The sequence below is a fragment of the Desulfofundulus thermosubterraneus DSM 16057 genome (genome assembly GCF_900142025.1).
GTDB lineage: Bacteria > Bacillota > Desulfotomaculia > Desulfotomaculales > Desulfovirgulaceae > Desulfofundulus > Desulfofundulus thermosubterraneus.
This window is the reverse complement of record NZ_FQZM01000017.1, coordinates 40,237-64,944: the sequence shown is the minus strand read 5'-3', so window position 1 is coordinate 64,944 and position 24,708 is coordinate 40,237. Positions and strand designations below refer to the sequence as shown.

General features: G+C 57.6%; 29 protein-coding genes. All 29 read left to right on the top strand.

The window, feature by feature from the left end:
• Nucleotides 1-123 precede the first annotated feature (123 nt).
• Nucleotides 124-1,590, top strand: a complete 1,467-nt coding sequence (locus BUA65_RS07770; protein ID WP_072868635.1) for a flagellar hook-length control protein FliK — start codon at nucleotides 124-126, stop codon at nucleotides 1,588-1,590.
• Between the two features lie 15 nt (nucleotides 1,591-1,605).
• The gene (locus BUA65_RS07765) at nucleotides 1,606-2,010 is read left to right on the top strand and encodes a flagellar hook capping FlgD N-terminal domain-containing protein (protein WP_072868633.1); all 405 of its coding nucleotides are present in this window, start codon (nucleotides 1,606-1,608) and stop codon (nucleotides 2,008-2,010) included.
• A complete protein-coding gene (locus tag BUA65_RS07760) occupies nucleotides 2,011-2,403 on the top strand; it encodes a TIGR02530 family flagellar biosynthesis protein (protein ID WP_072868631.1) in 393 nt (130 codons plus the stop codon). It abuts the gene before it with no gap.
• Between the two features lie 170 nt (nucleotides 2,404-2,573).
• Entirely contained in the window at nucleotides 2,574-3,401 is an 828-nt protein-coding gene (locus BUA65_RS07755; RefSeq protein ID WP_072868629.1) for a flagellar hook-basal body protein, read from the top strand.
• Between the two features lie 158 nt (nucleotides 3,402-3,559).
• On the top strand, nucleotides 3,560-4,396 hold the full coding sequence (locus BUA65_RS07750; protein ID WP_072868628.1) for a flagellar hook-basal body protein: 837 nt from the start codon (nucleotides 3,560-3,562) through the stop codon (nucleotides 4,394-4,396).
• A 142-nt stretch (nucleotides 4,397-4,538) separates the two neighbouring features.
• Nucleotides 4,539-5,021, top strand: a complete 483-nt coding sequence (locus BUA65_RS07745) for a flagellar basal body-associated FliL family protein (protein WP_072868626.1) — start codon at nucleotides 4,539-4,541, stop codon at nucleotides 5,019-5,021.
• A 63-nt stretch (nucleotides 5,022-5,084) separates the two neighbouring features.
• Complete coding sequence (fliN, locus tag BUA65_RS07740; protein WP_207543872.1) at nucleotides 5,085-5,465, top strand: flagellar motor switch protein FliN; 381 nt, start codon at nucleotides 5,085-5,087, stop codon at nucleotides 5,463-5,465.
• Nucleotides 5,462-5,932 carry a flagellar biosynthetic protein FliO gene (fliO, locus tag BUA65_RS07735; RefSeq protein ID WP_072868624.1) on the top strand — a complete coding sequence of 157 codons (471 nt, stop codon included), beginning with the start codon at nucleotides 5,462-5,464 and terminating at the stop codon, nucleotides 5,930-5,932. Before fliN ends, fliO begins: the two co-directional genes overlap by 4 nt.
• The gene (gene fliP / locus BUA65_RS07730; protein WP_084062163.1) at nucleotides 5,916-6,704 is read left to right on the top strand and encodes a flagellar type III secretion system pore protein FliP; all 789 of its coding nucleotides are present in this window, start codon (nucleotides 5,916-5,918) and stop codon (nucleotides 6,702-6,704) included. Before fliO ends, fliP begins: the two co-directional genes overlap by 17 nt.
• Before the next feature lie 39 nt (nucleotides 6,705-6,743).
• The gene (gene fliQ / locus BUA65_RS07725) at nucleotides 6,744-7,013 is read left to right on the top strand and encodes a flagellar biosynthesis protein FliQ (protein WP_072868620.1); all 270 of its coding nucleotides are present in this window, start codon (nucleotides 6,744-6,746) and stop codon (nucleotides 7,011-7,013) included.
• 13 nt (nucleotides 7,014-7,026) lie between these two features.
• Nucleotides 7,027-7,797: a flagellar biosynthetic protein FliR gene (gene fliR / locus BUA65_RS07720; RefSeq protein WP_072868619.1), complete on the top strand. Its 771-nt coding sequence runs from the start codon at nucleotides 7,027-7,029 to the stop codon at nucleotides 7,795-7,797.
• Nucleotides 7,798-7,868: 71 nt separating this feature from the next.
• Complete coding sequence (gene flhB, locus BUA65_RS07715; protein WP_072868617.1) at nucleotides 7,869-8,939, top strand: flagellar biosynthesis protein FlhB; 1,071 nt, start codon at nucleotides 7,869-7,871, stop codon at nucleotides 8,937-8,939.
• A gap of 18 nt (nucleotides 8,940-8,957) precedes the next feature.
• Nucleotides 8,958-11,033, top strand: a complete 2,076-nt coding sequence (gene flhA, locus BUA65_RS07710) for a flagellar biosynthesis protein FlhA (protein WP_072868615.1) — start codon at nucleotides 8,958-8,960, stop codon at nucleotides 11,031-11,033.
• A complete protein-coding gene (locus BUA65_RS07705) occupies nucleotides 11,030-12,316 on the top strand; it encodes a flagellar biosynthesis protein FlhF (RefSeq protein ID WP_072868614.1) in 1,287 nt (428 codons plus the stop codon). Before flhA ends, BUA65_RS07705 begins: the two co-directional genes overlap by 4 nt.
• A complete protein-coding gene (locus BUA65_RS07700) occupies nucleotides 12,291-13,223 on the top strand; it encodes a MinD/ParA family protein (RefSeq protein ID WP_084062158.1) in 933 nt (310 codons plus the stop codon). Before BUA65_RS07705 ends, BUA65_RS07700 begins: the two co-directional genes overlap by 26 nt.
• A 26-nt stretch (nucleotides 13,224-13,249) precedes the next feature.
• On the top strand, nucleotides 13,250-13,894 hold the full coding sequence (locus BUA65_RS07695; protein WP_072868612.1) for a flagellar brake protein: 645 nt from the start codon (nucleotides 13,250-13,252) through the stop codon (nucleotides 13,892-13,894).
• A 4-nt stretch (nucleotides 13,895-13,898) separates the two neighbouring features.
• Nucleotides 13,899-14,651: a FliA/WhiG family RNA polymerase sigma factor gene (locus BUA65_RS07690; protein WP_072868610.1), complete on the top strand. Its 753-nt coding sequence runs from the start codon at nucleotides 13,899-13,901 to the stop codon at nucleotides 14,649-14,651.
• A gap of 60 nt (nucleotides 14,652-14,711) precedes the next feature.
• Nucleotides 14,712-15,482 (top strand): flagellar hook-basal body protein, encoded by a 771-nt coding sequence (locus BUA65_RS07685; RefSeq protein ID WP_072868608.1) that lies wholly within the window; start codon nucleotides 14,712-14,714, stop codon nucleotides 15,480-15,482.
• A 67-nt stretch (nucleotides 15,483-15,549) separates the two neighbouring features.
• Nucleotides 15,550-16,350, top strand: coding sequence for a flagellar basal-body rod protein FlgG (flgG, locus tag BUA65_RS07680; protein ID WP_072868607.1), 801 nt, complete (start codon nucleotides 15,550-15,552; stop codon nucleotides 16,348-16,350).
• A 62-nt stretch (nucleotides 16,351-16,412) separates the two neighbouring features.
• On the top strand, nucleotides 16,413-16,922 hold the full coding sequence (locus BUA65_RS07675) for a chemotaxis protein CheD (protein WP_072868605.1): 510 nt from the start codon (nucleotides 16,413-16,415) through the stop codon (nucleotides 16,920-16,922).
• A 2-nt stretch (nucleotides 16,923-16,924) separates the two neighbouring features.
• Nucleotides 16,925-17,713 carry a CheR family methyltransferase gene (locus tag BUA65_RS07670; protein WP_072868603.1) on the top strand — a complete coding sequence of 263 codons (789 nt, stop codon included), beginning with the start codon at nucleotides 16,925-16,927 and terminating at the stop codon, nucleotides 17,711-17,713.
• Entirely contained in the window at nucleotides 17,710-18,330 is a 621-nt protein-coding gene (locus BUA65_RS07665) for a chemotaxis protein CheC (protein WP_072868601.1), read from the top strand. The genes BUA65_RS07670 and BUA65_RS07665 overlap by 4 nt, the downstream gene beginning before the upstream one ends.
• 30 nt (nucleotides 18,331-18,360) lie before the next feature.
• Nucleotides 18,361-18,735: a response regulator gene (locus tag BUA65_RS07660; protein WP_072868599.1), complete on the top strand. Its 375-nt coding sequence runs from the start codon at nucleotides 18,361-18,363 to the stop codon at nucleotides 18,733-18,735.
• Nucleotides 18,736-18,755: 20 nt separating this feature from the next.
• Complete coding sequence (gene fliM, locus BUA65_RS07655; RefSeq protein WP_072868597.1) at nucleotides 18,756-19,751, top strand: flagellar motor switch protein FliM; 996 nt, start codon at nucleotides 18,756-18,758, stop codon at nucleotides 19,749-19,751.
• Nucleotides 19,738-20,982 carry a flagellar motor switch phosphatase FliY gene (gene fliY, locus BUA65_RS07650; RefSeq protein WP_072868595.1) on the top strand — a complete coding sequence of 415 codons (1,245 nt, stop codon included), beginning with the start codon at nucleotides 19,738-19,740 and terminating at the stop codon, nucleotides 20,980-20,982. The genes fliM and fliY overlap by 14 nt, the downstream gene beginning before the upstream one ends.
• Nucleotides 20,983-21,162: 180 nt before the next feature.
• Nucleotides 21,163-22,716, top strand: a complete 1,554-nt coding sequence (locus tag BUA65_RS07645) for an O-antigen ligase family protein (protein ID WP_072868593.1) — start codon at nucleotides 21,163-21,165, stop codon at nucleotides 22,714-22,716.
• Nucleotides 22,717-22,807: 91 nt separating this feature from the next.
• Nucleotides 22,808-23,665 carry a tetratricopeptide repeat protein gene (locus BUA65_RS07640; RefSeq protein WP_131821477.1) on the top strand — a complete coding sequence of 286 codons (858 nt, stop codon included), beginning with the start codon at nucleotides 22,808-22,810 and terminating at the stop codon, nucleotides 23,663-23,665.
• 19 nt (nucleotides 23,666-23,684) lie between these two features.
• Nucleotides 23,685-24,461, top strand: a complete 777-nt coding sequence (locus tag BUA65_RS07635; RefSeq protein WP_072868590.1) for an ABC transporter permease — start codon at nucleotides 23,685-23,687, stop codon at nucleotides 24,459-24,461.
• 10 nt (nucleotides 24,462-24,471) lie between these two features.
• Nucleotides 24,472-24,678, top strand: coding sequence for a hypothetical protein (locus BUA65_RS07630; RefSeq protein WP_072868588.1), 207 nt, complete (start codon nucleotides 24,472-24,474; stop codon nucleotides 24,676-24,678).
• Nucleotides 24,679-24,708 lie beyond the last annotated feature (30 nt).

Sequence of the window (24,708 nt, the reverse complement as noted above, 5' to 3'; positions counted from 1 at the left end):
CATTTGACCCGGCAGACGAAAAGCAGGATACTGCCGGACAAGTGCTGCAGTGTTTGAGCTACCCGGGGGAGGTGATGGCACAAAAACGGGAAGGAAGATTTTAGAAAAGGAGGTGAAACGATCATGGAAATTAATTTTGTCTCCCCGGCGCCGGAACGGCCATTTTCTCCAGGCGGCATTGCTGCCGGCGCATCCGGTTCCAGCACGTTTCTTTCCTTATTAATGCAGGTGCTGGGCATAACCGGGGAAAGTACAGCCGCTGCAAACGCAGCCGTTGGGAATTTTAGCGGGGATTCGGAAAACGGTAGTACACCGGGACCACTCGACGGCGTTTTGAAAGCAACTTTTACGGATATAGCTTCTCTGTTGTTGCCCGCAGGTATTCTTTCCGAAGAACCGTTCGCACCAGTAACCAATAGCTCAGAGGGGACAAAGGAACAAAATGCAAACAATAATGGGACGGAGATTTTCAATGATTGGGCGGCCCTTTTGGCGGCAATCTTAAACCTTTGCAACGAACCGGAAAACAAAACATTGGAATCCGTATTGGGTACCGGTAATAACAGCGGAAACAAAAGTATTCCCACAATTGCCGCAGCTGCCCCGTCAAGCCAATACCAGGGAGTAGCAGAATTTCTCCCTTCACCGTCACAGAAGGCTGCATATGCGGCCGGGCAAGTCGAGCAAAACATAAAGCCCTGGGATTTAGTCTTGAAGGAGCTAACCCTGCTTGACTTGCAACAAAATGGTGTTGATGTCTTCCATGACGTGGAAATTAACCAGTTAAAACCTTTTCTGCTTCAACTCATGCAACAAAATGGAGGGGAAGTTCTCCAGAAAAAGGCCGGTTCCGGGGATGAAAGGTTGCTGAACAACACCGGCGGGCTTGAGCTAGGTGCGCGGGTACCGGTGGAGGCGGCCCCGCAGAACACACTCCCCGGGGAAGTTCCGGATTCCGGCAGGTTGGAGGTTCCCCGGATCCGGGACGGTGCGGTGCCCCGGCAAATCGTACAGGATACAACTTCTCCCGTCATGACCCGTAATGACAGCGTCAGCACTCCGGGCCATAATCCGGCGCAGTACCAGTCAGCCAATCCCGGCGGAGGCGGAGTTACCGGAACTTCCAATAATTTGTCCAATCCAGTAATGCACCAGGAGAATGTAAACCCGCTGCAAATGCCGGCATTAATCGGCCGGGTGTTACGGCAGGCCGTGGCGCGGCATGCCGAGGGGCAGACCCACCTCTGGTTCAAGCTTGAGCCGGAGCACCTGGGTGAGGTTATGATCCGCCTGGTCTACCGGCACGGGGATGTGAGCGCCTACTTCCTCGCAAGTAACCCCGCCGCCGGGGACGCCATTGAAAGTGCCCTGCCCCAGCTGCGAGAGGCCCTGGCCGCCCAGAACCTGCACCTGCAGAGCGCTTCGGTGTCGGTGGGAAATCAGGGCGGTCCTCCACCCCAGAGCGATTACCAGCAGCCGGGATACAATTTTGTGCGGCAGCACAGCGGTTCCGGCGAAAGACCGGGCGACAGTGCCGGGCAAGAACCGCCGGCAGATCCATTACCGGGCGGTATCAACCTTTTCGTTTAAAGGTGGGATGTACAGATGGAAGTTAATTCAGCAAGCAGTATCTACTACAATCCGCAGGACAAATTACAGCCGGCCAAAAAGGAACTGGACAAGGACGCCTTTTTACAAATTCTAGTTGCCCAGCTGCGCTACCAGAACCCCATGAGTCCCATGGACCAGGACCAGTTCATGACCCAGATGACGCAAATTACCGCTCTGGAGCAGATAATGAACCTCAACAAGAACATGGAGGTATTGCTGCGGACACAGGAGCTTTCGCTGACTGCCAATCTGGTCGGCAAGCAGGTAACCGCGGTGGGGGAGGACGGCCGGGACGTTGAGGGAACGGTGGAAAAGCTCATTATTAACGAAAACGGCATCAAACTGGTGATCAATGGCACTCCTTATGACTATGATAGGGTAAAGGAGATCCGGAGTTAAATGGATGTCAAGATTCCCGGACTTTTGCCTGCACCGCTAGCTCTCCAGGTTTCCCGGGAAGGCCGTCCTGAAAAGCAAAACAAGGCATCCCAAACGGGCTCTTTCAGGGAAGTGCTGCGCCGGAAAATGGACGGGAGCCGGCTGAAACTATCGGCCCATGCCGAAAAACGCCTGCGGGAGCGCAACATCACCCTGAATAAAGCCGACATGGAAAAAATCAGCCGTGCAGTGAGCCTGGCCGCCAGCAAGGGGGTGAGGAATTCACTGGTTATATACCACGACCTGGCACTGGTAATGAGTGTACAAAACCGCACGGTAGTAACAGCCCTGGATCGCCATTCCGAATCCGGGCGCATTTTTACCAACATTGACGGGGCAATAATTGTCGAGTAACGGCCGGACCGCAAGGAGGCCGCGTAGCCGCTGAACGACGGAGGCGGCGGGATGAGAAGTGAGATGTGCGAAGTGAGAAGTGGGAAAAAACGAATGCCTTAAGTTTTAAAACGTGATATTTTCGTAAACGGACGTAAGAACAATTTTTCAGAGCGGAGGCGGAATAAAAAATGATCCAGTCCATATATACCAGCCTGGCCGGGATGCTCAGCCACCGCACGCGCATGGACGTTCTGGCCAACAACATCGCCAACATAAACACCCCGGGGTACAAAGCGGCCCAGGCCAGTTTTCAGGATACCCTTTACCAAACCATACGCACCGGCACGGCTCAAAGCAATCCTTCCCAGGTGGGAACGGGGGTTACGCTGGCCGCTGTGCTCAACAACTTCAACCAGGGGTCGCTTGTGCCAACCGGCCGGTCGCTGGATTTGGCCATTAACGGGAACGGATTTTTCGGCGTACTAAAGGAAACCGATGCAGGAGAGGAACTTTACTATACCAGGGAAGGCTCCTTCTATATGGATAAGGATGGTTACCTGGTGAACTCTAACGGCCTGAGGCTGGTGAACGACAGCGGTAGCGCCATCCAGCTTCAACCGGAGAGCGGCAAATCCATCAGCTCCATAAGCGTTACGCAGTTGGGCGAAGTGGTGATAACCTACGGTGATGGCACCACTTCCAGCGATAAGCCCAGGATTGGCCTGTTCGATTTTCCCAATCCCAACGGACTTACAAAGATAGGGAACAACCTGTACAGCGACAACAACGCGGCGCAGGCCGGCGCTGCAGACAACCCGGCAGGGACGAGAATTGACGGCAAGCCGGGGGAAAACGGCCTGGGCACCATCGAATCCGGCTGCCTGGAGATGTCCAATGTGGACCTGGCCACCGAACTGGGCAACCTGATCGTCACCCAGCGCGGCTACGAAGCCAACGCCAAGGTCTTCACTACCTCCGACGAGGTGCTTCGGGAAACCATTGAGCTGAAACGTTAAGATTCAACCGGGATTTCGTCAGATGCTGTATGATGTTTCGTCCTGCGATGGTTAATGAGAACAGGCCAGTTCGCAAGGATGGTAAAACAGCTACCCTTTTCCCATTAACCCCTGCTTTGTAATAAAGAGGGCTAACTATAAAACCGGAGGGATTAAAAATGATCCGCTCTCTTTTCGCCGGCGTCGCCGGCATGAAAAACCACCAGATCCGCATGGACGTCATCGGCAACAATATATCCAACGTGAACACCGTGGGCTTTAAAAGCGGCCGGGCCAACTTCCAGGACGTGCTCTACCAGACGCTGAAAAGCGCCGGCACATCCACCAACCCGGCCCAGGTTGGCCTGGGCGTCTCCCTGGCCGGCATCAGCAACAACATGAGCCCCGGCGGCCTGCAGTCCACCGGCCGCACCCTGGACCTGGCCATCAACGGTGAGGGTTTCTTCGTTGTTGTGGATCCAAATAATAATAACGAGAAATTTTACACAAGAGACGGGGTGTTTTATATAGACCAAAATGGTTACATTGTTAACGCAAATGGATACAGACTGCAAGGCATGTCTAGTACTAATACCAAAGGAGATATACAAATTAGTTTGGATTCAAATGGTGACGGGACTGTCGATAGAGTAGTAGCCAGCTTAAATATCAGTAACGATGGAAAAATTACCGGTAAATTTAGTGACGGGACAGATCTTGTCTTCGTAAATAGTTATGATCAAATTTACTTAACAAACTTCCCTAACCAGGATGGCCTGCAAAGAACAGGCAAAAATTTGTTTAAAAAAAGCGTTAGCAGCGGCAATCCGATTGACGGCAAACCCGGTTCCGCCGGTTACGGCACCATCGAGTCCGGCTACCTGGAGATGTCCAACGTGGACCTGACGGACGAGTTCACCAACATGATCACCACCCAGCGCGGCTACCAGGCCAGCGCCCGGGTTATCACCGTTTCCGACACCATGCTGGAGGAACTGATCAACCTGAAGCGGTAAGAGTCAGTCAACAGTATCGAGCTACAGGCGGTACCCGGTTCAGGGCCGGCGACAAGCGCACGGTTGCCGGGTGTCGCCGCTAAAAATCCCGGCTGCCGGTTTTCAGTTGAACAACCGGCAGCCACAAAAAGGGTGTTCCCAAATGCCTGTCAGCAGAAAAAAACAAACCGGCGGGGAAAGCGAGAAAAAACGGGGTGGCGCAGGCCGCACCATCCTCATCGTGCTCCTGGCCGTCATTATCAGCGGCGGGGCAACCTTCGGTGCCCTGTGGTTCTTCGGCCCCCTGGCCGGGCCGGTACAGGCCACGCCCAAAGAGCGCCCCATGGAAACCCTGGACCTGGGGGACAGGGTAATCAACCTGGCCGACGAAGGTCCCAGCCACTACCTGCGGGTGCAGGTGGTGCTGGAGTATCCCCGTGATAAAAAGCTGGCTGAAGAAATTAAGGCCAAACAGCCCATGCTTACCGAGGCGGTGCTGACCATATTGCGCAGCAAAAAAGCGGATGAAGTGCTCCCGGTGAAAAACCAGGATGCCATTAAAAAACAAATTCTCGACCACATCAACAGCCAGCTTCTGCACGGCAAGGTGGAACGGTTGTATTTTACCGATTTCCTGGTGCAATGAGCCCTGGCCGGCGCGCCATACCCTGAACGGCTGAATAACTATTAATGAAAGCAGGCGGTACCCGTGATCACCGAAGATGAAATCAAGGATATGATTAAGCGTATGGAAGGGCGGCAACCAACGGTCAAAAAAGTAAGCTTTCCTCCCCTGACCGCCCCGGCGGGGGCTGACCGCCTGAAAATACCCCTCGATTACCTGACCGACGTGACTGTAACCATAACGGTAGAACTGGGAAACACAACCATGAAAGTGCGGGACATACTGCGCCTCTCCGAAGGCTCGGTGGTGGAACTGGATCGCCCGGCCGGCGATACGGTGGAAGTGCTGATCAATGACCAGCCTTTTGCCCGAGGGGAAGTGGTGGTCCTGGGCGGCAACTTTGGCGTCCGTATTGAAAGTATCCATGAAATACGAAAAACGCGGCCGGGTGGGGAAAAACAATGAGCAACGGCGACCTGTTCTGGGCAGTGGTGCAGCTTGCCGTGAGCCTGCCCCTGGTGGCCGGCCTGGCCTACCTGGCCGTGCGCTACGGGCTGGGCCGCCGCCTGGCCATCAACCGGGGTCGGCACATGCGGGTGGTCGAGCAGATACCCCTTGGACCGAAAGCCGCCCTGACTCTCGTGCAGGTGGGCCGGCGCTACTATCTCCTGGCCCAGCAGGAGAGCGGTGTGACCCTGCTGCAGGAATTCGACCACCTTCCGGAAATGCTACCGTTTCCCGGTACGCCCGCCGGGGACGGGCTCCAGCCGGCCTCATTCCGCCGGGATCTATCCCTGGCCATTAACCGGTTGAAGGAACGGTTCACCGGTGGAAAACCGGCTGCGCTGGATAACGGGCAAAAGCTTTTTTTAAACCGACATCAAAGCCATCGGGATGAACAAAAAGATGAAAACACTGCCGGAAAGAGATAATCGCAAAATCCTGAAACGCCCCGCCTGGCCTTACAGCCTGCTGGTCCTGCTGTCTCTGCTGACCCTTTTATTGTCTCCTGCAGCAGCCCAGGCGCAGCCCCTGCCGGGCATCGACCTGCGGATCACCCCCACGGACAACCCGGCTCAGGTGGTGGACAGCGTCAAGCTGCTGGTTCTGCTAACGGTGCTAGCCCTGGCCCCGGGCCTCCTGATCATGGTCACCAGCTTTACGCGCATTGTGGTGGTCCTGTCCATCCTGCGGGGAGCCCTGGGCATACAGCAAACGCCGCCCAACCAGGTGATCATCGGCTTGGCCCTGTTTCTGACGTTTTTTGTGATGACACCTACCTTCCAGGAAATTAACCGGGAGGCCCTGCAGCCCTATTTAAATAACCAGTTGACCCAGGAGCAGGCCTTTGAGGCCGCGGCCAAACCGCTGAAGGCATTTATGCTCAAACAAACCCGGGAAAAGGACCTGGCCCTGTTCGTAAGCCTGGCCAAAATGCCCCGGCCGCGGAATGCAGACGACCTGCCCATAACGGTGGTCATCCCGGCCTTTGTGATCAGCGAATTAAAAACCGCCTTTCAAATGGGTTTTCTTTTATACGTGCCCTTTCTGGTCATCGATATGGTGGTGGCCAGCGCCCTGATGTCCATGGGCATGTTCATGCTGCCCCCGGTAATGATCTCGCTGCCCTTCAAGCTGCTGCTTTTTGTGATGGTGGACGGCTGGTACCTGGTGGTCCGGTCCCTGGTGGAAAGCTTTCATTAACAAAACGGCTGTAAACCGCCAGCATAGGGGGAAAACGCTGTGACCGATACCCTTGTCACCCAGATTGCCCGGGAAGCGCTGATGATGATCCTGATCCTGTCCCTGCCCACCCTGGCGGTTTCGCTGCTGGTGGGACTGGTAATCAGCATACTCCAAGCCACAACACAGGTGCAGGAGCAGTCCCTGACCTTCGTGCCCAAGATCATTGCCGTCTTCCTGACGCTGGCCATCACCGCTCCGTGGATGATCCGGCTGATGACCAGTTACACCACGCGGCTTTTCAAGCACCTGCCCAATCTTACGGGGTAAGGAGAGAGCCAGATTGCTCAACTATGAAGCGGTAGTAACCTTCATCTTAATCTTCGTCCGGGCCAGCGCTTTTTTAGCGGCGGGACCCCTGTTCTTCTTCCCCAACGTGCCCCGGTCGTTCAAGGCCTTCATGGCCTTTGTGCTGGCCGTGGTGCTCTTCCCCGTGGTGCCGGGAGTGAAACCGGACTTTCCAGGAGGGCTTTTGGGGTTTGCTCTTGCGGCGGCAGAAGAAGCCGGGGTGGGTCTGGTTTTGGGCTTCATTGCCAGCCTGGTCTTCCAGAGCCTGGCCATGGCGGGACAGATCATGGACATCCAGATGGGCTTTTTCATGGCCAACCTTTTCGACCCGGCCATGGGCCACCAGGCCACCATCAGCTCCCGTTTCCTGTACCTTCTGGGCATGGTGCTCTTTCTCATCCTGGACGGTCATCACGTGCTCATTGCCGGCCTGGCCAGGAGTTACGAACTGGTACCACTGACCGGTACCGCCCTGGACGGAACCACCACCCTGGCCGTGGTCAAGATTTTTGCGCGCATGGCGGCCCTGGCCGTCCAGATTGCTGCCCCCGTGGTGGCGGTGGTGCTGATCATCGATATCTGCCTGGGCCTTTTGGGCCGCACCGCCCCGGAAATGAACATTTTCATGCTGGGCTTTCCGTTGAAGATCGCCCTGGGCATCCTCACTTTAAGCGTGATGGTTCCGCTTTTCGGCGTGGTCTTTCGGGCCATGGTGCGCATGATGGAGCAGGACCTGTATACAGTGATCCGCGGACTTTCCGGGTAACAACGAAATAAGTTAATAAATTGCGTGCCAGGCACCTGATTTATTAACTTATTGGGAAGAGGGGATGGAGATTGGCCCACGGCGGGGGCGCCCAGCAGAAAACTGAAGCCCCAACCCCAAGGCGATTGCAGGAAGCCAGGCGCAGGGGCCAGGTGCCAAAGAGCCGGGACTTTGCCGCGGCAGTAGTGCTCATGGCGGCTGTCATCCTGGCCTACCTTTTAAGGGGTCCGGCCATGGAAAACTGGCAGAAAGAGCTCACCTGGTATTTCAGCAACTGTCTGGCCTTTGATCTGGCACCCGAACACCTGCCCCGGGTAATTTACGATGTCGCCCGCGGGGCGATATGGATGTGCACGCCGTTTTTTCTGGCGCTCACCGGTGCAGCCCTGGCGGTGCACCTGGTGCAAACAGGCTTCATCTTTGCTCCGGAGGTGATCAAACCCAACCTGGAGCGGCTGAACCCGGTAAGCGGCCTTTCCCGCATGTTCAGTCTGCGCACCCTGGTGGAGCTGGGTAAAAGTATCCTTAAGGTAACGGTGGTGGCGGGGGTCAGTTACCTGGTGGTCAAAGCGCACCTGCATGAGCTGCTGCTGGTTTTTCACCGTGCCCCCCAGGCGGCCTTCGGTACGGTGACCGGCGTCATGCTGGCGGCGGCCGCGGCCGCGGGCGGCACCTTCCTGCTTCTGGCGGTAATTGACCTCTTCTACCAGCGCTGGGAATATATGCGCAGCATGCGCATGACCAAACAGGAGGTAAAGGATGAACTTAAACAGACCGAAGGAGATCCGCTCATCAAAGGCTGGCAAAGGCGCCGCCAGCGGCAGATTCTGCTCAACCGCATCCGTCAGGAAGTGCCCCGGGCTACGGTGGTAATCACCAACCCCACCCACCTGGCGGTAGCCCTGCGCTACGACGAAAAGGAAATGTCCGCACCCCAGGTGGTGGCCAAAGGAGCCGGAGACCTGGCCCGCCGCATCCGGGAGCTGGCCGCCGAGCATAAAGTACCAATCATACATAATCCCGAAGTGGCCCGGACCCTTTACCACCAGGTGGAAATCGGGCAGGAAATCCCGGTGGAACTCTACCAGGCCGTAGCCCAGATCCTGGCCCTGGTCTACCGCCTGAAAAAACGGCCGGTGTAAGTTAAGGAGGGACAAACCATGCCCGCACCCGGCACAACCTTAAGATCACAATTGAAACACAACACCGACCTGCTTATCGCCGGTCTGATCGTGGGCATTGTGCTGATGATCATCATCCCCATGCCCCCCAGGGCTCTGGACGTACTGCTTTCCATCAGCATCACCCTGGGGCTGGTGATCCTGCTGATTACCATGTTCACCACCGAGCCCCTGCAGTTTTCCATCTTTCCGGCCCTGTTGCTGGTGACAACCCTGTACCGTCTGGCCCTGAACATCTCCTCCACCCGGCTGATCCTGGGGCAGGGGTACGCGGGCAATGTCATTGACGCCTTCGGGCATTTTGTGGCCGGGGGCAACTACGTGGTGGGATTCATCGTTTTCATCATCATCACCGTGATCCAGTTTGTGGTAATCACCAGCGGTGCCGGCCGGGTGGCCGAGGTGGCCGCCCGGTTCACCCTGGACGCCATGCCCGGCAAGCAGATGAGCATCGATGCCGACTTCAACTCCGGCCTGATCACCGAGGCCGAGGCCCGGGAAAGACGCAGGAGGCTGCAGCGGGAGGCCGATTTTTACGGCGCCATGGACGGTGCCAGCAAATTTGTGCGGGGAGACGCCATCGCCGGCATCATCATCACCCTGATCAACATCCTGGGGGGCATCGCCATCGGCACCCTGCAGATGGGCATGCCCGTATCGGAAGCCCTGCGCACCTTCACCGTGCTTACCATCGGGGACGGGCTGGTGACCCAGGTGCCTTCGGTGCTCATCTCCACCGCCGCCGGCATCCTGGTCACCAGGGCCACCTCCGATGCCAGCTTCGGCACGGACATCTCCCGGCAGTTTACCGGTTTTCCCCGGATCCTCTACCTGGTAGCGGGGATCCTCTTCGTCCTGGGATGCATCCCGGCCATGCCCAACGTTCTTTTCCTCCTGCTGTCGGGAATCAGTTTTGTCGCCGGAAGAACCTTAGTGCAGGAAAAGCAAAGGGAGGAAGCCCGCCGGCAGGAGGCAAGGGCCAGGCAGCAGGTGCAGGAAACCCGCCGGGAACCGGAAAATGTGACCACGTATTTCCAGGTGGACCCCCTGCAAATTGAAATCGGCTACAACCTCATTCCCCTGACCGACGAGTCCCAGGGCGGGGATCTGCTGCACCGGCTGGCGGCAGTGCGCCGGCAGTGCGCCATAGAAATGGGTATTTACGTGCGGCCCATCCGTATCCGGGACAACCTGCAATTGTCACCCAACGCCTATGTCTTTAAAATCCGGGGAGAACAAACCGCCAGTGGAGAATTGATGCCCGGATACTACCTGGTGATGGACCCTACGGGGCAGGCCACCGATATACCCGGCATACCCACCACCGAACCCACCTTTGGCCTGCCGGCCTGGTGGGTGCCGGCCGGTGAAAAGGAAAAGCTGGAGCTGGCCGGACTTACGGTGGTGGATCCTTCCACCGTTATGGTTACTCACCTGACGGAATTCATCAAGGCCCACGCTCACGAACTGCTGGGCCGCCAGGAAGTGAAGGAACTGCTGGAGGCCATTAAAGAGAAGGATCCGGCGGTGGTGGAAGAACTGGTTCCCGATCTGCTGACCCTGGGCGAAGTGCAGAAGGTGCTGCAAAATCTCCTGCGGGAAAGGGTGCCCATCAGAGACCTGGTGACCATTTGCGAGGCCCTGGCCGATGGAGCCCGCTTAAACCGGGATAGCGATTTTCTTACCGAACACGTACGCAGCCGTCTTTCCCGCACCATCAGCCGGCTCTACCTGACGCCCGAAAACAAACTGGCCGTGCTCACCCTGCACCCCCGGATGGAGCAAACCATTACGGATTCCATCCAGCAGACCCAGATCGGGGCCTACCCGGTGCTGGAACCCGGGCTGGCCAGAAAGATCCTGGAAAGGCTGCAGGAGCAGGCCGAAAAGATAAGCCTGAAGGGCCTGACCCCGGTGGTGCTCTGTTCGCCCCGGATAAGGTTACCCTTCCGGCGGTTGATTGAACGCAGCCTGCCGGCAGTGGCCGTATTATCCCTGAATGAAATCGCACCCGGTATCGAAGTGGAAGTGGTGGGGACGGTGATTGTGGAGTGAAAATTAAAAAATATATCGTCAGGGAAATGCAGGAAGCCATGCGCCTGATCAAGGAGGACATGGGACCCGATGCGGTGATTATCGGCAGCTACCGCCTGCCCAGGAAGAGCATTTTTGATTTTTTCCGCCCGCCGCAACTGGAAGTAACCGCGGCCCTGGACGAGCTGCCTGCGGCCCCCGCCCCGGCGGAGCTACCTCCGGGAAGGCCGCCCGGGGCTGATCCTGCCACGAGGGAAGTGGTAACCGCCGGGACGTTTGCCCCGCCTTCGACCACGCCCCCGGAGGTACGGCGTACACGGAGGGAAGAGGTAATACGGTTGGAAGCGGATGTTTTAAAGATGCATGACCCGGCACAGGCATTGCCTGCCGGTGAAAAAATATCCGAATTCACCTTGGGCACGCCAACCGGACAGGAGGAAAACAATTCCTTCTCCTTTAATACTATCCTGAAACAACAGGAGGAAGCCATGATGGACGGGGACGTTCTTGAAAGATGGCGCCGGCGCCTGCTGGACATGGAAGTGATGGAAGGAGTGGTGGAAAACCTTTTACGCGGTCTCGAGGTAAACGATACCACCGGGGACGGCGAGGACTTTTTGCTCCTGCAATTAAAGGGACGGCTGGCCTCCCTGGTGGAAGATGTCTATTCTGCACGGGACCACAGTGGCAGAATCTATGCCTTTATCGGCCCCACGGGAGCGGGCAAAACCACCACCCTGGCCAAACTGGCCACCAGACAGGCCCTTTTCGACCAGAAAAAAATAGCGCTAATCGCCGTGTACAGCCACCGCTTCGGGGTAGTCGAGGAACTGAAATTTTATGGCCAGACGATCGGCGTGCCTGTAGAAGTGGTAATGACTCCAGCTGAACTGGCATCGGCAGTAGAAGCCCATCAAGACAAAGAAGCCGTTTTCGTCGATACCGAGGGCATTTCCTGCCGCAATGCCAGTCAGCTGCTTAAATTAAAAGGGTTTATGGACGCCCTGCCGCCGTCCCGCCGGATCTTCCTTGTCTTAAGCGCCACCACCCGCAACCGGGATCTTTTACATATGGCCCGGGAATTTGCCCGGGTGGGATATTCGGAGTTCATCTTTACCAAACTGGACGAAACCCAAACCCGGGGAGGGGCGTTAAACCTGATCCACCAGATGCGCCGCCCGCTGGCCTACGTCACCAACGGGCAGAATGTCCCCGACGATATCGCCGGCATGACCCCCCGGCGCCTGGCCGCCCTCCTCCTGGAGGGGGGCGAAAACAATGTGGGGGCGGGCTTCCGGGGTTAAGGGGGGGCGCATCTTCGGCCGCGTACCGGGTGGCAGCCCCCCGGCAGGCGTCAACCCGGATGAAGACGTGGTTCCGTCAGCGGAGTCCCGGACTGCCGTGGCCCGGGTCATCGCCGTCACCAGCGGCAAAGGCGGGGTGGGCAAAAGCAACCTGACGGTAAACCTGGGACTGGCCCTGGCCGCTTTAAATCAGCGGGTGATTATCCTGGACGCCGACCTGGGCCTCGCCAATGTGGAAGTGCTCCTGGGAATAAGCCCTCCCTGTACCCTCTACGACTGCCTCTACAGGGACCGGGATATCCGGGAAGTGCTGGTGCCCGCTCCGGGAGGGGTGCAGTTCATTTCCGGCGGTTCCGGTTTTTTGGAACTGGCCAACCTGGACCGGGCCCGCTGGCAAAGGCTGCTTACATCCCTGGCCCTTTTGGATAACCTGGCCGACTTCATTCTCATCGATACGGGGGCGGGTCTTTCCAAAAATGTGCTGGGCTTTCTGGCTGCCGCCGGGGAAGTAATCGTGGTCATCACCCCTGAACCCACTTCCCTCACCGACGGTTACAGCTTGATCAAGGTACTGGCCCGCTTCAAGGTACACCGGGAGGTCCTGCTTGCAGTCAACCGGGCCGGCAGCGAACAGGAGGCCCTGGCCACGGTCCGCCGGGTGGGAACGGTGGCCGACCGTTTTCTGGGTCTGCCGGTGACCTACCTGGGTGCCATCCATGAAGACCGGGCGGTGATCCGGGCCGTGCGAAACCAGAGGCCTTTTTACCTGGCGGAACCCCGCTCCCAGCCCGCCAGAAGTGTAGCCGCCATGGCCCTCTGCCTCACCGGCGGCGGGTTCCGGGAGGAACCGCCCCGACCGGGATTTCGGGGTTTTGTGCAACGCCTGGCCAGGTTATTTGACCGTTAGGGAAACTGTACGGGAGGTCACGCATATTGTTGGACCAGCTCAGGATAAACCAGAAGATACAGGTGGCAAGGGAGGGGGAAAGGGACTGGTATGCCTCCACCATCCAGGACATCAAAGGCGGTGAACTGCACATCGCCCTGCCCCGCCTGCGGGGGGATGTGCTCGTCTTGACGCCGGGCGATAATGTAAAGATCCGTTTTTTCGACGAAAATGCCAGCTTCATTTTCCCCGCCCGCTGCCTGGGGCGTACCATAGAAGCCATACCACTTTACCGCCTGGCTCCCACGGGAGATTGCCAGCGGGTGCAACAGCGCCAGCACGTGCGTCTGAAGACTCTCCTCGAGGTCCACTACGCCCATCCTCCGGAGAAAAACCGCCGCCCCCGGTACAAAAAATCCTTTACGGTGGACATCAGCGGCGGGGGTATGCTTCTGGCCATGGACGAACCGGTCCTACCCGGCAGGGAACTGCTGGTGGAGTTCAACCTGCCCCTGCGCACCGGTGCCCGGAAAATGGAACTCCGGGGCCGGGTGGTGCGTCTTCAGGAAAGGGAAAAGTCAAAATACCACGTAGCCCTGGAGTTTGTGGATATTACAACCGCCCAGCAGGATCTGATCATGCGCTACATTTTCCAGTGTATGGCCCAACAGACCCGGCTCACCAGGATGTGAGAGCGTGGATAATAAAGAAAAGCTCTGGCAGGAGTACAAGCGAACAAGGAGCCCGGAAATCCGCCACCAGCTCATTCTGTCTTACCTCTGGCTGGTCAAGTATCTGGCCGGCCGGTTGGCTGTCAAGCTGCCTGTATGCTTGAGCCAGGAGGACCTGGAAAGCTGCGGGATTTTTGGATTAATAGAAGCAATTGACAAATTTGACCCCGACCTGGGGTGCAATTTTGAAGCCTACGCCAGTACCCGGGTGCGGGGAGCCATGCTGGATGAGGTGCGCCGGGCCAACTGGGTGCCCCGCACCCTGTGGTACAAATTACAGCGGCTCAGGGTTGCCCGGGATAAGCTGGAAAACCTGCACCAGGAAAAGGTACCCATGGAGGCGGTGGCGCAGGAAATGGGTATTTCCCAGGCCGAAGTGCACTACCTGGACAGCCAGCTGTACCGCCTGTTCACCCTTTCCCTGGATGAAATGGTGGCCACAGGCAACGGTGAGCCCGTCCGGCTGGGGGACCTGTTGCCCGACGAGACCAGCCCCGACCCCCTGGACCGCATTATGGAGGAGGAAAACAAGGAACTGCTGGCCCGGGCCGTGGCCAGCCTGCCGGAAAAGGATCAGCTGGTGCTGGCCCTGTACTACCAGGAGGGGCTCACTTTAAAGGAAATCGGGGCCGTGCTGGAAGTTTCCGAATCAAGGGTATGCCAGCTGCACAGCCGGGCCATCAACCGCCTGCGCAAGAAGCTGGCGGAATTAAGCTGATAAATTTTGAAACCCGTACCGATGGCAATCTCCAATACTTTTTAAGGGGGAACCCTGATCATGATCCGTGGCATTTATACCGCCGCTTCCGGCCTGGGCGTGCAGCAAGCCCGGCTGGACGTGCTGGCCAACAACCTGGCCAACGCCTCTACCAGCGGCTTCAAGGCAGACGGCGTCATTCAAAAACCTTTTCCCGAACTCCTGCTGGTGGAACAGCAGGACCGGGGACCCGCGAGAACCGGGCCCCGCTGGCGCTATGTGGGCGTAACCAACCAGGGCGCAGCCATCACGCGGGTGGTCACCAATTTTTCCCCCGGTTCCCTCAAAGCCACGGGCAAAAACACCCACCTGGCCCTGGCCACCGCCAATGCATTTCTGGTGGTTCAAACACCACAGGGGGAACGTTACACCCGGGATGGAGAGCTGGCCATAGACGGCGAGGGCTACCTGGTGGACTCCCGGGGCAACCGGGTGCTGGGGGAAACCGGGCCGGTGCAGGTGGAGAAGGACGATTTCCACATAACTGCCGGGGGAGAAATTATCCGGCCCGGGCAGGGAACAATAGACCGCCTGCGTATAGTACAGTTTGCCGATCTCAACCTGCTGGCCAAAACCGGAGACAACTACTATACGGCTCCGGCCGGCAGCGCCCAGCCGGCGGTCAATCCCGAAGTGTGCCAGGGCTATCTCGAAGGAGCCAATGTGGACCCCGCTGCTTCCATGGTGCAGCTGGTCAGTGCCATCCGTTCCTACGAGGCCAACCAGCGCATCCTGCAGGCCCAGGACCAGCTTCTGGATCTGGCGGTCAACCGGGTGGGAGCGCTGCGGTAACGCCTTTCCTTCACATAGAAACGACCTGCCGCCCGGGCAACAAAACATATCTTAATGAGGTGATCCCATGCTGCGAGCCCTTTCGACCGGTGCTGCGGGGCTAACTGCCCAGCAGATCCGCCTGGATACCTGCGCCAACAATCTGGCCAACATAAACACATACGGCTACAAAAAGCAGGGGGTCAGTTTTGCCGACCTGCTCTACCAGGAAATGGGCCGGGAAGGTATACCCGCCGAAAGGTTGACCCCGCCGGGAGCAAACACCCCCGGCCCCACGCCCCCGGAGGGAAGTGGTGTGCGGGTGGCCGCCGTTTCCCGGGACTTTCGCCCCGGCGGCTTGGTCCGTACCAACCGGCCGCTTGATGTGGCCATCCAGGGCGAAGGTTTTCTCCGGGTGCTTCTTCCCGGCGGCGAATACGCCTACACCAGAGCCGGCAGGCTGACCGTGGATACGGACGGCCGCCTGGTCACCCTGCAGGGCTATCCCCTGGAACCGGAAATAATTTTGCCCCCCGGATATCAGTCCGTCACCCTTCATTCCGACGGGCGGGTGACGATAATAAACAGTGATCGGCAACAGGAAGAGGTGGGCCGGCTCGCCCTTTACTCCTTTACCAATCCGGCGGGTCTTGCCGCCCGGGGGGAAAACCTCTACCTGGCCACGGCAGCCAGTGGCGAAGCAGCGGAATATTATCCGGGAACCGGCAGCGCGGGTACTTTAATCCAGGGCTGTTTGGAGGCCTCCAACGCAGACCTGACCACCGAGTTAACCGGACTTATCGAAGCCCAGCGCGCCTACCAGATGGATTTACGGGTAATCAGCTCGGCCGATGAAATGTGGAGTATGGCCAACAACCTGCGCAAGTAAAACCGGTACTGGCCGGGGACAGACGAAAAACCCCGGCAGGCAGCCCCAAAAGGAGGAATGGAATGGAGCCGGCCAAGGTTGGTAACAACCCTGTGGAAATACAGGTAGGTATAGCCGATTACAAGATTGGCAGGGAGCCGGCCCGGCTGATTACCCTGGGCCTGGGCTCCTGCGTGGGGGTCAGCCTTTACGATCCCGTGCTTAAACTGGGCGGGCTTTTGCACCTGATGCTTCCCGACAGCACCCAGTTCAACAACGTTACCAAGCCGGCTAAATTTGCCGACCTGGGCATTCCACTATTGATTGACGAGATGAGAAAAAACGGCGCCCATCTGAACCGCCTCCAGGCCAAGCTGGTGGGAGGAGCCCAGATGTTCTCGGGTCTGGACAACAAAATGATCCTGAATATCGGACAGCGCAACGTGGAAAAGGCCCGGGCGCTGTTAAAGGAAGCAGGTATTCCCATCCTGGCCGAAGAGGTGGGAGGCAACCGCGGACGGACCATGATTTTCGACACCAGCAATGGCCAGGTAAGTATCCGCATGCTGGGGAGCAAATTGAAGGTGATTTGACCATGGATTTTACCCGGTTCAAAGAAATGATGCGCCAGCACTTTCGCCTGGACCTGAACAGCTACAAGGAAACCCAGCTCAAAAGGCGGCTGGATGCCTACCTGGTGCGGCAACAGCTTGCCGGTTATGGAGCATTATTCCAAAAACTAAAGGATGACCCCTGGGCTTACCAATCCTTTCTGGACTACCTGACCATAAACGTATCGGAGTTTTTCCGGGACCCGGAAAGGTTCCGGGAGCTGGAGAGCATTATTCTACCGGCCCTTTTAAAAGAAAAAAGAACGTTAAAAATATGGAGCGCCGGCTGCGCAGCGGGTGCCGAACCGTACTCGGTGGCCATCATCCTGGAAGAGCTTACCCCGGGGCACCTGCACCACCTGGAGGCTACGGACATAGATCAAAACATCCTGGTCAAAGCAAAAGAAGGCCGGTATCCTCCCGAGGTTGTACGCAACGTTAGCCCGCAGCGGCTGGCCCGGTTTTTTGACCGGGAAGACGGTCTGTACGTCATAAATGAAAAATTTCGCCGGCGGGTGGCCTTCCGGCGCCACGACCTGCTGAACGATCCTTTTGGTCAGGGTTACGACCTGATCCTGTGCCGCAACGTAACCATTTATTTCACCCGGGAAGCCCAGGACAGGCTGAACGAGAAACTTGCCCGGGCCCTGGCCCCGGGAGGGGTACTGTTTATTGGAGGAAGCGAGATGATCTTTAATTATCAGGAACTGGGGCTGGAAAAATTGCGCACCTGTTTTTACCGCAAGCGGGAGGCAAAGGGGGGGGGCTTTTGAGCTACAGGCATCTTTCACCGGTGGAACTGGACGCCCTTAAAGAAGTTGGCAATATCGGGCTGGGCAACGCCGTAACTTCCCTCGCCCAGCTAATTAACCGGCGGGTGAACATGCGCGTGCCCCGCAGCAGCTTTCTGCCCTTTGAAGAAATGATTGAACTGGTGGGGGGCTACGAGGAGCTGGTGGGATGCGTGAGCCTGCGGGTGCTGGGCGATGCGCCGGGAATAGTCTTATATATTTTTGACGGGGAAAGCACCCTCCACCTGGTGGATATGCTCATGGGGCTGCCGGTGGGAACCACCGAGGAACTGGACGAATTGGCCCAGTCGGCAATAAAGGAAATCGGCAATGTGCTTACGGGTTCCTTTGTCAGCGCCATCAGCATGATGACGGGTTTGAACATGATTACCACCGTGCCGCTGTTTGCCTTCGACATGCTGGGGGCGGTGCTAACTTCCCTGATGGTGGCCGCCGGCAGAGTGGAAGAACAGGTGCTGGTTATTGAAACCGAACTATTCCATGAGGATGAAACATTGATCAAAGGACATTTTTTCCTGCTCACCGAACCGGGTGCCATAGACCGTTTGATGGCCGCTCTCGGTTTCAACGAAGGGTAGAGCGCTCAATATATGTGAGGGGGAAACAGCATGGGTAAAAGGATCCTGGTTGTTGATGACGCCGCCTTCATGCGTATGATGATTAAAAACATCGTCACCAAAAACGGCTACGAAGTGGCGGGGGAAGCCGAAAACGGCAAGCAGGCCGTTGAGATGTACGCCGAATTAAAGCCCGATATTGTCACCATGGACATCACCATGCCCGAGATGGACGGTATTGAGGCGGTTAAGGCCATTAGAGCCATTGATCCCAACGCCAGCATCGTCATGGTCAGTGCCATGGGCCAGCAGGCCATGGTCATGGACGCCATCCAGGCCGGGGCCAGGGACTTCATCGTCAAACCCTTCCAGCAGGACCGTCTCCTGCAGGCCATTGAGCGGGTATTGGCCCGCTCCCGCAAGTAATACAAAAGGGGGCACATTGAATGCAGGAAGTCCTGAGCCAGGGGGAAATAGATTCCCTTCTGGCGGCCCTTACTTCCGGCGAGCTGAGCCTGGAGGAGGTAAAAAAGCCTCCGGCTCCTCCGATTAAACCTTACGACTTCCGCCGGCCGAACAAGTTTTCCAAAGAACACCTGCGCACCCTGGAAATGTTGCACCAGCATTTTGCCCGGCTTTTGTCCAGCTTTCTTTCCGGTTACCTGCGGACGGCGGTCAACGTGGAAATGGCCTCGGTGGGGCAAATGATTTACGAAGAATTTATCCGTTCCATTCCCAGTCCCACAGCCCTGGCCGTCTTTGGTTTAAAGCCCCTGGAAGGCTCGGCCTTGATGGAAATCAACACCCAGGTGGTTTTTCCGATGCTGGACCTGCTTTTTGGGGGACCGGGTACTTCCACCGTTCAGATGAGGGAACTGACGGACATTGAGCTGACCGTGGTAAGACGGCTGGTGGAACGCATTTTAGAGCACCTGGCCCTTGCCTGGCATGATTTTTATACCGTAGAGCCCCGGGTCGAAGCCATCGAATCCAATCCCCGCATGCAACAGCTGTACTCACCCAACGAAGTGGTAGCCCTCATTACCTTTGCCGTAGCCATTAACGAGGAAGAACGGGGCTTTATCAATCTCTGCCTGCCGTACATATTGATGGAGCCGGTGATATCCCGGCTTTCGGTCCGCCAGCAGTTCAGCCGCCAGGTGGGGGGCCCCCGCCCCGAGGATCTGGAGCGGCTGAGCCACTGGCTTGGGTTTTCCCGGGTGGAATTGCAGGTAGTCCTGGGAGAAACGGAAATCACCGTACATGAATTGCTGCAACTGCAGGAAGGTGACGTGCTGGTGTTAAACCGTCATGTAAACCAGGACCTGGACCTTTACGTGGAAGGGGAACGTAAATTTGGCGTGCAGGCCGGTCGGGTGGGGCAAAACCTGGCGGTGCAGGTGGTATCGCTCAGCGGGGAGGAAATGAATGGTGTCCGATAATAGTCAGTTTTTAAGTCAGGAAGAAATAGACGCTCTGTTAAAGGCCGCTGCCGGAGAACCTGCGCCGGAAGCGGCGGACGAGGTGGCGGCCACAGCTGCGCCTGCCCTGGAAGTGGAGGTCCCGGCAGCCGCCCCCGGGGAAAATCCGGAACTGGCAGCGGGGGGACCTGCAGGCACCAGCCATGCAGAGAGTGAAGCGCCCACCACAGGCTGCAGTCCGGCGGTGAACCTGACCCCGGAGGAAAGGGACGCCCTGGGGGAGATCGGCAACATTTCCATGGGGTCGGCAGCAACCACCCTGTCGGAGCTGTTGAACCAAAAAGTAACCATTACCAGTCCCCGGGTATTAACCTGCACCCAGGAGGAGTTTTTTTCCAGTTTCAAAGTGCCCTATGTAATCATTCAGGTGGAGTTTAAGGAAGGGCTCAAGGGGTTCAACGTACTCATCATCCAGTTAAAGGACGCCATGGTCATGGCCGATTTGATGATGGGCGGCGACGGCACCAACGTGGCCGAGCAGATTTCCGAACTGGAGCTTTCAGCCGCATCGGAAGCCATGAACCAGATGATCGGCACGGCCTCCACCTCTCTGGCCACCATCTTCCGCCGTACCATCAACATCTCCCCACCCCAGACCACGGTGCTGGAGGTGTCCGAAGGAGGGGTCGGTTACCGGCTGCCCACCGAAGACCCCATTGTCGTGGTTTCCTTCAAGATGACCATCGGCGATCTGGTGGATACGGAGATCATGCAGATCATGAGTCTGGAGACGGCCAAAGAGGAGGCCGCCATGCTTTTGGGGCAGTTGGTGGCGGAAACGACAGCTCCCCCTCCGGAACCGGCAGCCGGGGAGCAGGAGGCCGCTCCGAAACCAGAACCCCAGCCGGCAGCTGCCCGGGCGGAACCACCCCCGGCAAGTAGCGGCGAAAGGCGTGCTTTTGGCACCTTGAGCGAAGAGGAACAGCGTAAGCTGGAGCTGTTGCTGGACATCCCCTTAAAGGTCAGTGTAGTCTTGGGCCGCACCCGGCGGCCAATTAAAGAGGTACTGAATCTAACTCCGGGAGCCATTGTGGAACTTTCTTCCCTGGTGGATGAGCCGGTGGAGGTGCTGGTTAACGGCACTCTGGTGGCCCGGGGGGAAGTGGTGGTGGTAAACGAGAACTTCGGTGTGCGCATCACCAGCATCATCAGCCCGGAAGAGCGGGTGGAACAGCTGGGAACGCGATATTGATTAACCAAGGCGGGTAGAAACCCCGCCTTAAAAGTAAACGGATCGAATGTATTTTTTTGCAGGAGGATTTTACAACAAAAAAGGAGTTAGATGCAGGAATCATGGAATTATTGTAGAATGGTGTAATCTGTGCATTAAAGTATCCCGACAAAACTTTATAACACAGAAGGAGTTAGACCCATGGCCAAAGCAACTGCTACCGCCCCCCGGGCGGCCCGGACAGGGGAATCAGTGGAGGCCGCGGCTGCTGCCCGCCCCTGGACCTACCAGGTCGCCTTCTGGGGACTGGCAGCGCTGCTCTTTTTCCCACCCTTTTTCCGGGGGCTCTTCTTTCCCCCCGAGCAGGAACTGGCCCTGATGGGCGCGGCGGTGGTCTTCTGGTTCACCTGGCTCTGGAAGCACGGTCGGCGGGATTACAGCTTTTTATCGCATCCCCTGGACTATTTCACCCTGGCCCTGCCGCTGGTGTACATTATTGCCGCCTTTGGTGCGGTCAACTACGGCCTGGCGGTGGACGAGATCGTTAAGAACGTCCTGTATTTCCTGGCCTACTGGGTGGTCGCTCAGGTGGTGGAGCGGGAAGAAGACGCCGGCCGGCTGCTGCATGTCATTTATCTGGCCGCCGCCGGTGCGGCGCTGGCCGGGCTCTTCACGGCCACCGGCTTGGTATATATAAAGGACGGTTTCCTAAACGGGCGCATTTATTCCACCTTCCAGTACCCCAACGCCCTGGCCAGCTACCTGGCCCTGGCGGGCTTCCTGGGGCTATTCTTCTGGTCGCATTATGGTTCCCGCACCGTGGGTGAAACCATCACCGACCGGGCGCTGCTCAAAACCCTGCCCCGGCGCCTCCTGGAATGCCGGCCGTACAGGTATTTTTACGCCGCGGCCAACTTTATCATCCTGGCCGTGTTCTTCGGCACCAGATCCCGCGGCGGCCTGCTCATCACCGGAGCGGTGTTCGTGCTCTACCTGATCGGGCTGCACTGGCAAAAGCGCCTGCCCGTACTGCTGCACGCGCTGTATGTGGGCGGCCTTGGTTATATTGCATCCCATAAGTTCATTGCGGCGGCCATGGCCAAGCAGGTGGGAACGGCCTGGCTCTGGATCTTAGGTGGGCTGGCCCTGGTGCTGGCCGGGCAGTGGGTTTACGCCTTTGCCGGAAAACGCTCTTTATCCCCGTGGCTGGAAGATAAAAAACGGGTGAATATGGCTTTAGCCTCCATGATACTGGCCTGTTTGATTGCAGGCACGGCGGTGTTGACCACACACCCCCAGGCACTGGAGAAGGTGACAAGCTTTACCTACCTGCGCAACGCCTTTGAACGCACCTATTTCGTCCGGGATGCAGTGGCCATGATTAAAGACCGCCCCGTTCTGGGCTGGGGGGGCGGCGGCTGGGAAGAGGCCTACCGGGCCTACCAGGGTTACCTGTACAACTCCAACGAAGTGCACAGCCACTACTTCCAGGTGGCCGTGGAGACCGGCATGGTGGGACTGCTTGTGATGCTGGGCATCTGGGCCTACTTCCTGTGGGCCGCCCACCGGGCGTACTGGAGAGCGCCCGCCGGCAGTACCCGCCGGGCCATGGCCTGGGCCATGACCGCCGGAGCCCTGGCCGTGGGCCTGCACGCAGCAGCTGACTTCGACCTGTCCCTGTCCGCCCTCACCCTGGTCCTGTGGGCACTTTTCGCCTGCACCCGGGCGTTAAGCGATAACAAAATTGAATCATAAACGGGAATGGTGAACATTGGGAAAGAAAAGCAGGCACAAAAAAGAACTAAAAAACGAGAGCTTACCTGTAACAAATCCCCCTGAGCCGGGGGTGACTAAGACCAGGCCTGTACGGAACCAATCTCGCCCGGCGATCCTGGTTACGGCATCTATTACTGCCGCGATGGTGTTCCTTTTTGCCTTTTTTCTGGCCTCGGCCAACAGCTACGCCCGTCAGGCAACTGAATACCTGCAGCAGGGAAACGTCCAGCAGGGCCTGGCCGCCATGCAAAAGGCAGCGGCATATAGTCCCCTCAACGCCGACTACCATACCGTCCTGATGCGCATTTACCTCAGTATGGGCAGGCCCCGGCAGGCCCTGGAGGAAGCCCGCCGGGCCGCCGCCTTAAGCCGTTACAGCGCCGGCCGCCAGGCCGACCTGGCCCGGGCCTCCCTGGCCGCCGGCAGGTATACCGACGCCGTGGCTTACGCCCGCCGGGCAGTGGAACTGGCACCGTATCAGATCGCCTGGTACGAAACCCTGGCCGCCACCTGTGCAGCCGCCGGCAGGGGTGAACTGCAGGCAAGCAACAGGGATGCCGCCCGCCGGCACCTGGAAGAAGCCCTGAAGGTGCCGGAGATGATCCAGGCCCGGGTGGCGGGGCTGGGGGAAGAGGAGAAGAAGCTCTGGGTAGACGCCCCCATGCTCTCTGTTACGCCCGGAGTGCACCTGGGGATGGGGCAGGCCCGGTACCTGCTGGGCGACCTGCCGGGAGCGGAAAAAAGCCTGCAGGCCGCAATGCAGGATAATCAGTTGAAAGGAGAAGCATCCCTCTGGCTGGCCCTGGTGAGAGAAAAGCAGGGTAAAACAGAGGAAGCGAAAAAGCTGGTGAAGGAAGCCGGGCAGATAAACAAAAGTTTGGAAGCGATTTTCCAGCAGTTGAAGGCGGTTCCGGCCTTGCAGGGATAAATCAAGCAGGTGCAATAATATGTGTGAGCAGATCAAAGAGATTTACGCCTACAGGGAAATGCTCAAAAATCTGGTGGCCAAAGAGCTCCGGGCACGCTACAAAGGATCGGTGCTCGGTTTTTTGTGGACATTCTTCAATCCTCTTTTGATGCTGGTTGTTTATAACGTCGTATTTTCTTTTGTCATGCGGGCTCAAATTGAAAACTACGCCATGTTTCTTTTTGTGGCTCTTTTACCCTGGAACTATCTTTCGGTCTCAGTCCTCCAGGGGGCGACCAGCCTGGTGCAGAACGGCGCCCTGATTAAAAAAATCTACTTCCCCCGGGAGGTCCTGCCCCTCTCGGTGGTCCTGGCCAACCTGGTCAACTACCTGTTAAGCCTTTTAATCCTCGTTCCGGCCCTTCTGGCCTTCAAAATTAAGCTCACCGCAGCGCTCCTGGCCTTCCCGGCAGTGCTGCTGGTGGAAACCATGCTGGTGACTTCCCTGGCCCTCTGTGTTTCGGTGACCAACGTTTACTTCCGGGACCTGGAGCACATCGTGGGTATTTTGATGACCGTGTGGTTTTTCCTCACCCCCGTGCTCTACCCGGTGGACATAATACCGGCGAAAGTGAAACCCTTCTTCAACCTCAATCCCGCCACCCCCCTGATGGAAGCCTACCGGGCCATTTTCTTTTACGGCCGCTGGCCCGACTGGACGTCCCTGGGCTACCTAGCCGCGGGCCTGGCAGTTCTTTTGACGCTGAGCCTGATTTTCTTCAGCCGGCTGCAGCGCAACATAGCCGAAGAAATTTAAAGCGGAGGGCATGCCAAACATAAACCTCACATGCCTGGCCCGCATCCGGGAACTGCAGGGGCAGGGGAAGACCATCATCTTCGTCACCCACGCGCCAAAGCAGGTGGATGAACTGTGCAACCTGGCGGTGTGGCTGGAAGAAGGAGCAATAAAAAATCAAGGGGAGGCCAAAGAAGTAGCGCAGGCTTACAGGGAAATTGTGGGGACCGTAGGGTAAAGAAAGTTGTTTTAATGACGAAGGCATTAC

What these genes read in the sequence shown, in the direction of transcription:
- fliY (WP_072868595.1), top strand. Translation starts at nt 19,738, where the DNA reads ATGGTGTCCGATAATAGTCAGTTTTTAAGTCAGGAAGAAATAGACGCT.
- BUA65_RS07770 (WP_072868635.1), top strand. Translation starts at nt 124, where the DNA reads ATGGAAATTAATTTTGTCTCCCCGGCGCCGGAACGGCCATTTTCTCCA.
- fliM (WP_072868597.1), top strand. Translation starts at nt 18,756, where the DNA reads ATGCAGGAAGTCCTGAGCCAGGGGGAAATAGATTCCCTTCTGGCGGCC.
- BUA65_RS07745 (WP_072868626.1), top strand. Translation starts at nt 4,539, where the DNA reads ATGCCTGTCAGCAGAAAAAAACAAACCGGCGGGGAAAGCGAGAAAAAA.
- BUA65_RS07765 (WP_072868633.1), top strand. Translation starts at nt 1,606, where the DNA reads ATGGAAGTTAATTCAGCAAGCAGTATCTACTACAATCCGCAGGACAAA.
- BUA65_RS07670 (WP_072868603.1), top strand. Translation starts at nt 16,925, where the DNA reads ATGGATTTTACCCGGTTCAAAGAAATGATGCGCCAGCACTTTCGCCTG.
- flhA (WP_072868615.1), top strand. Translation starts at nt 8,958, where the DNA reads ATGCCCGCACCCGGCACAACCTTAAGATCACAATTGAAACACAACACC.
- BUA65_RS07630 (WP_072868588.1), top strand. Translation starts at nt 24,472, where the DNA reads ATGCCAAACATAAACCTCACATGCCTGGCCCGCATCCGGGAACTGCAG.
- BUA65_RS07645 (WP_072868593.1), top strand. Translation starts at nt 21,163, where the DNA reads ATGGCCAAAGCAACTGCTACCGCCCCCCGGGCGGCCCGGACAGGGGAA.
- BUA65_RS07760 (WP_072868631.1), top strand. Translation starts at nt 2,011, where the DNA reads ATGGATGTCAAGATTCCCGGACTTTTGCCTGCACCGCTAGCTCTCCAG.
- fliO (WP_072868624.1), top strand. Translation starts at nt 5,462, where the DNA reads ATGAGCAACGGCGACCTGTTCTGGGCAGTGGTGCAGCTTGCCGTGAGC.
- BUA65_RS07660 (WP_072868599.1), top strand. Translation starts at nt 18,361, where the DNA reads ATGGGTAAAAGGATCCTGGTTGTTGATGACGCCGCCTTCATGCGTATG.
- BUA65_RS07685 (WP_072868608.1), top strand. Translation starts at nt 14,712, where the DNA reads ATGATCCGTGGCATTTATACCGCCGCTTCCGGCCTGGGCGTGCAGCAA.
- BUA65_RS07700 (WP_084062158.1), top strand. Translation starts at nt 12,291, where the DNA reads ATGTGGGGGCGGGCTTCCGGGGTTAAGGGGGGGCGCATCTTCGGCCGC.
- BUA65_RS07755 (WP_072868629.1), top strand. Translation starts at nt 2,574, where the DNA reads ATGATCCAGTCCATATATACCAGCCTGGCCGGGATGCTCAGCCACCGC.
- BUA65_RS07675 (WP_072868605.1), top strand. Translation starts at nt 16,413, where the DNA reads ATGGAGCCGGCCAAGGTTGGTAACAACCCTGTGGAAATACAGGTAGGT.
- flgG (WP_072868607.1), top strand. Translation starts at nt 15,550, where the DNA reads ATGCTGCGAGCCCTTTCGACCGGTGCTGCGGGGCTAACTGCCCAGCAG.
- BUA65_RS07750 (WP_072868628.1), top strand. Translation starts at nt 3,560, where the DNA reads ATGATCCGCTCTCTTTTCGCCGGCGTCGCCGGCATGAAAAACCACCAG.
- BUA65_RS07635 (WP_072868590.1), top strand. Translation starts at nt 23,685, where the DNA reads ATGTGTGAGCAGATCAAAGAGATTTACGCCTACAGGGAAATGCTCAAA.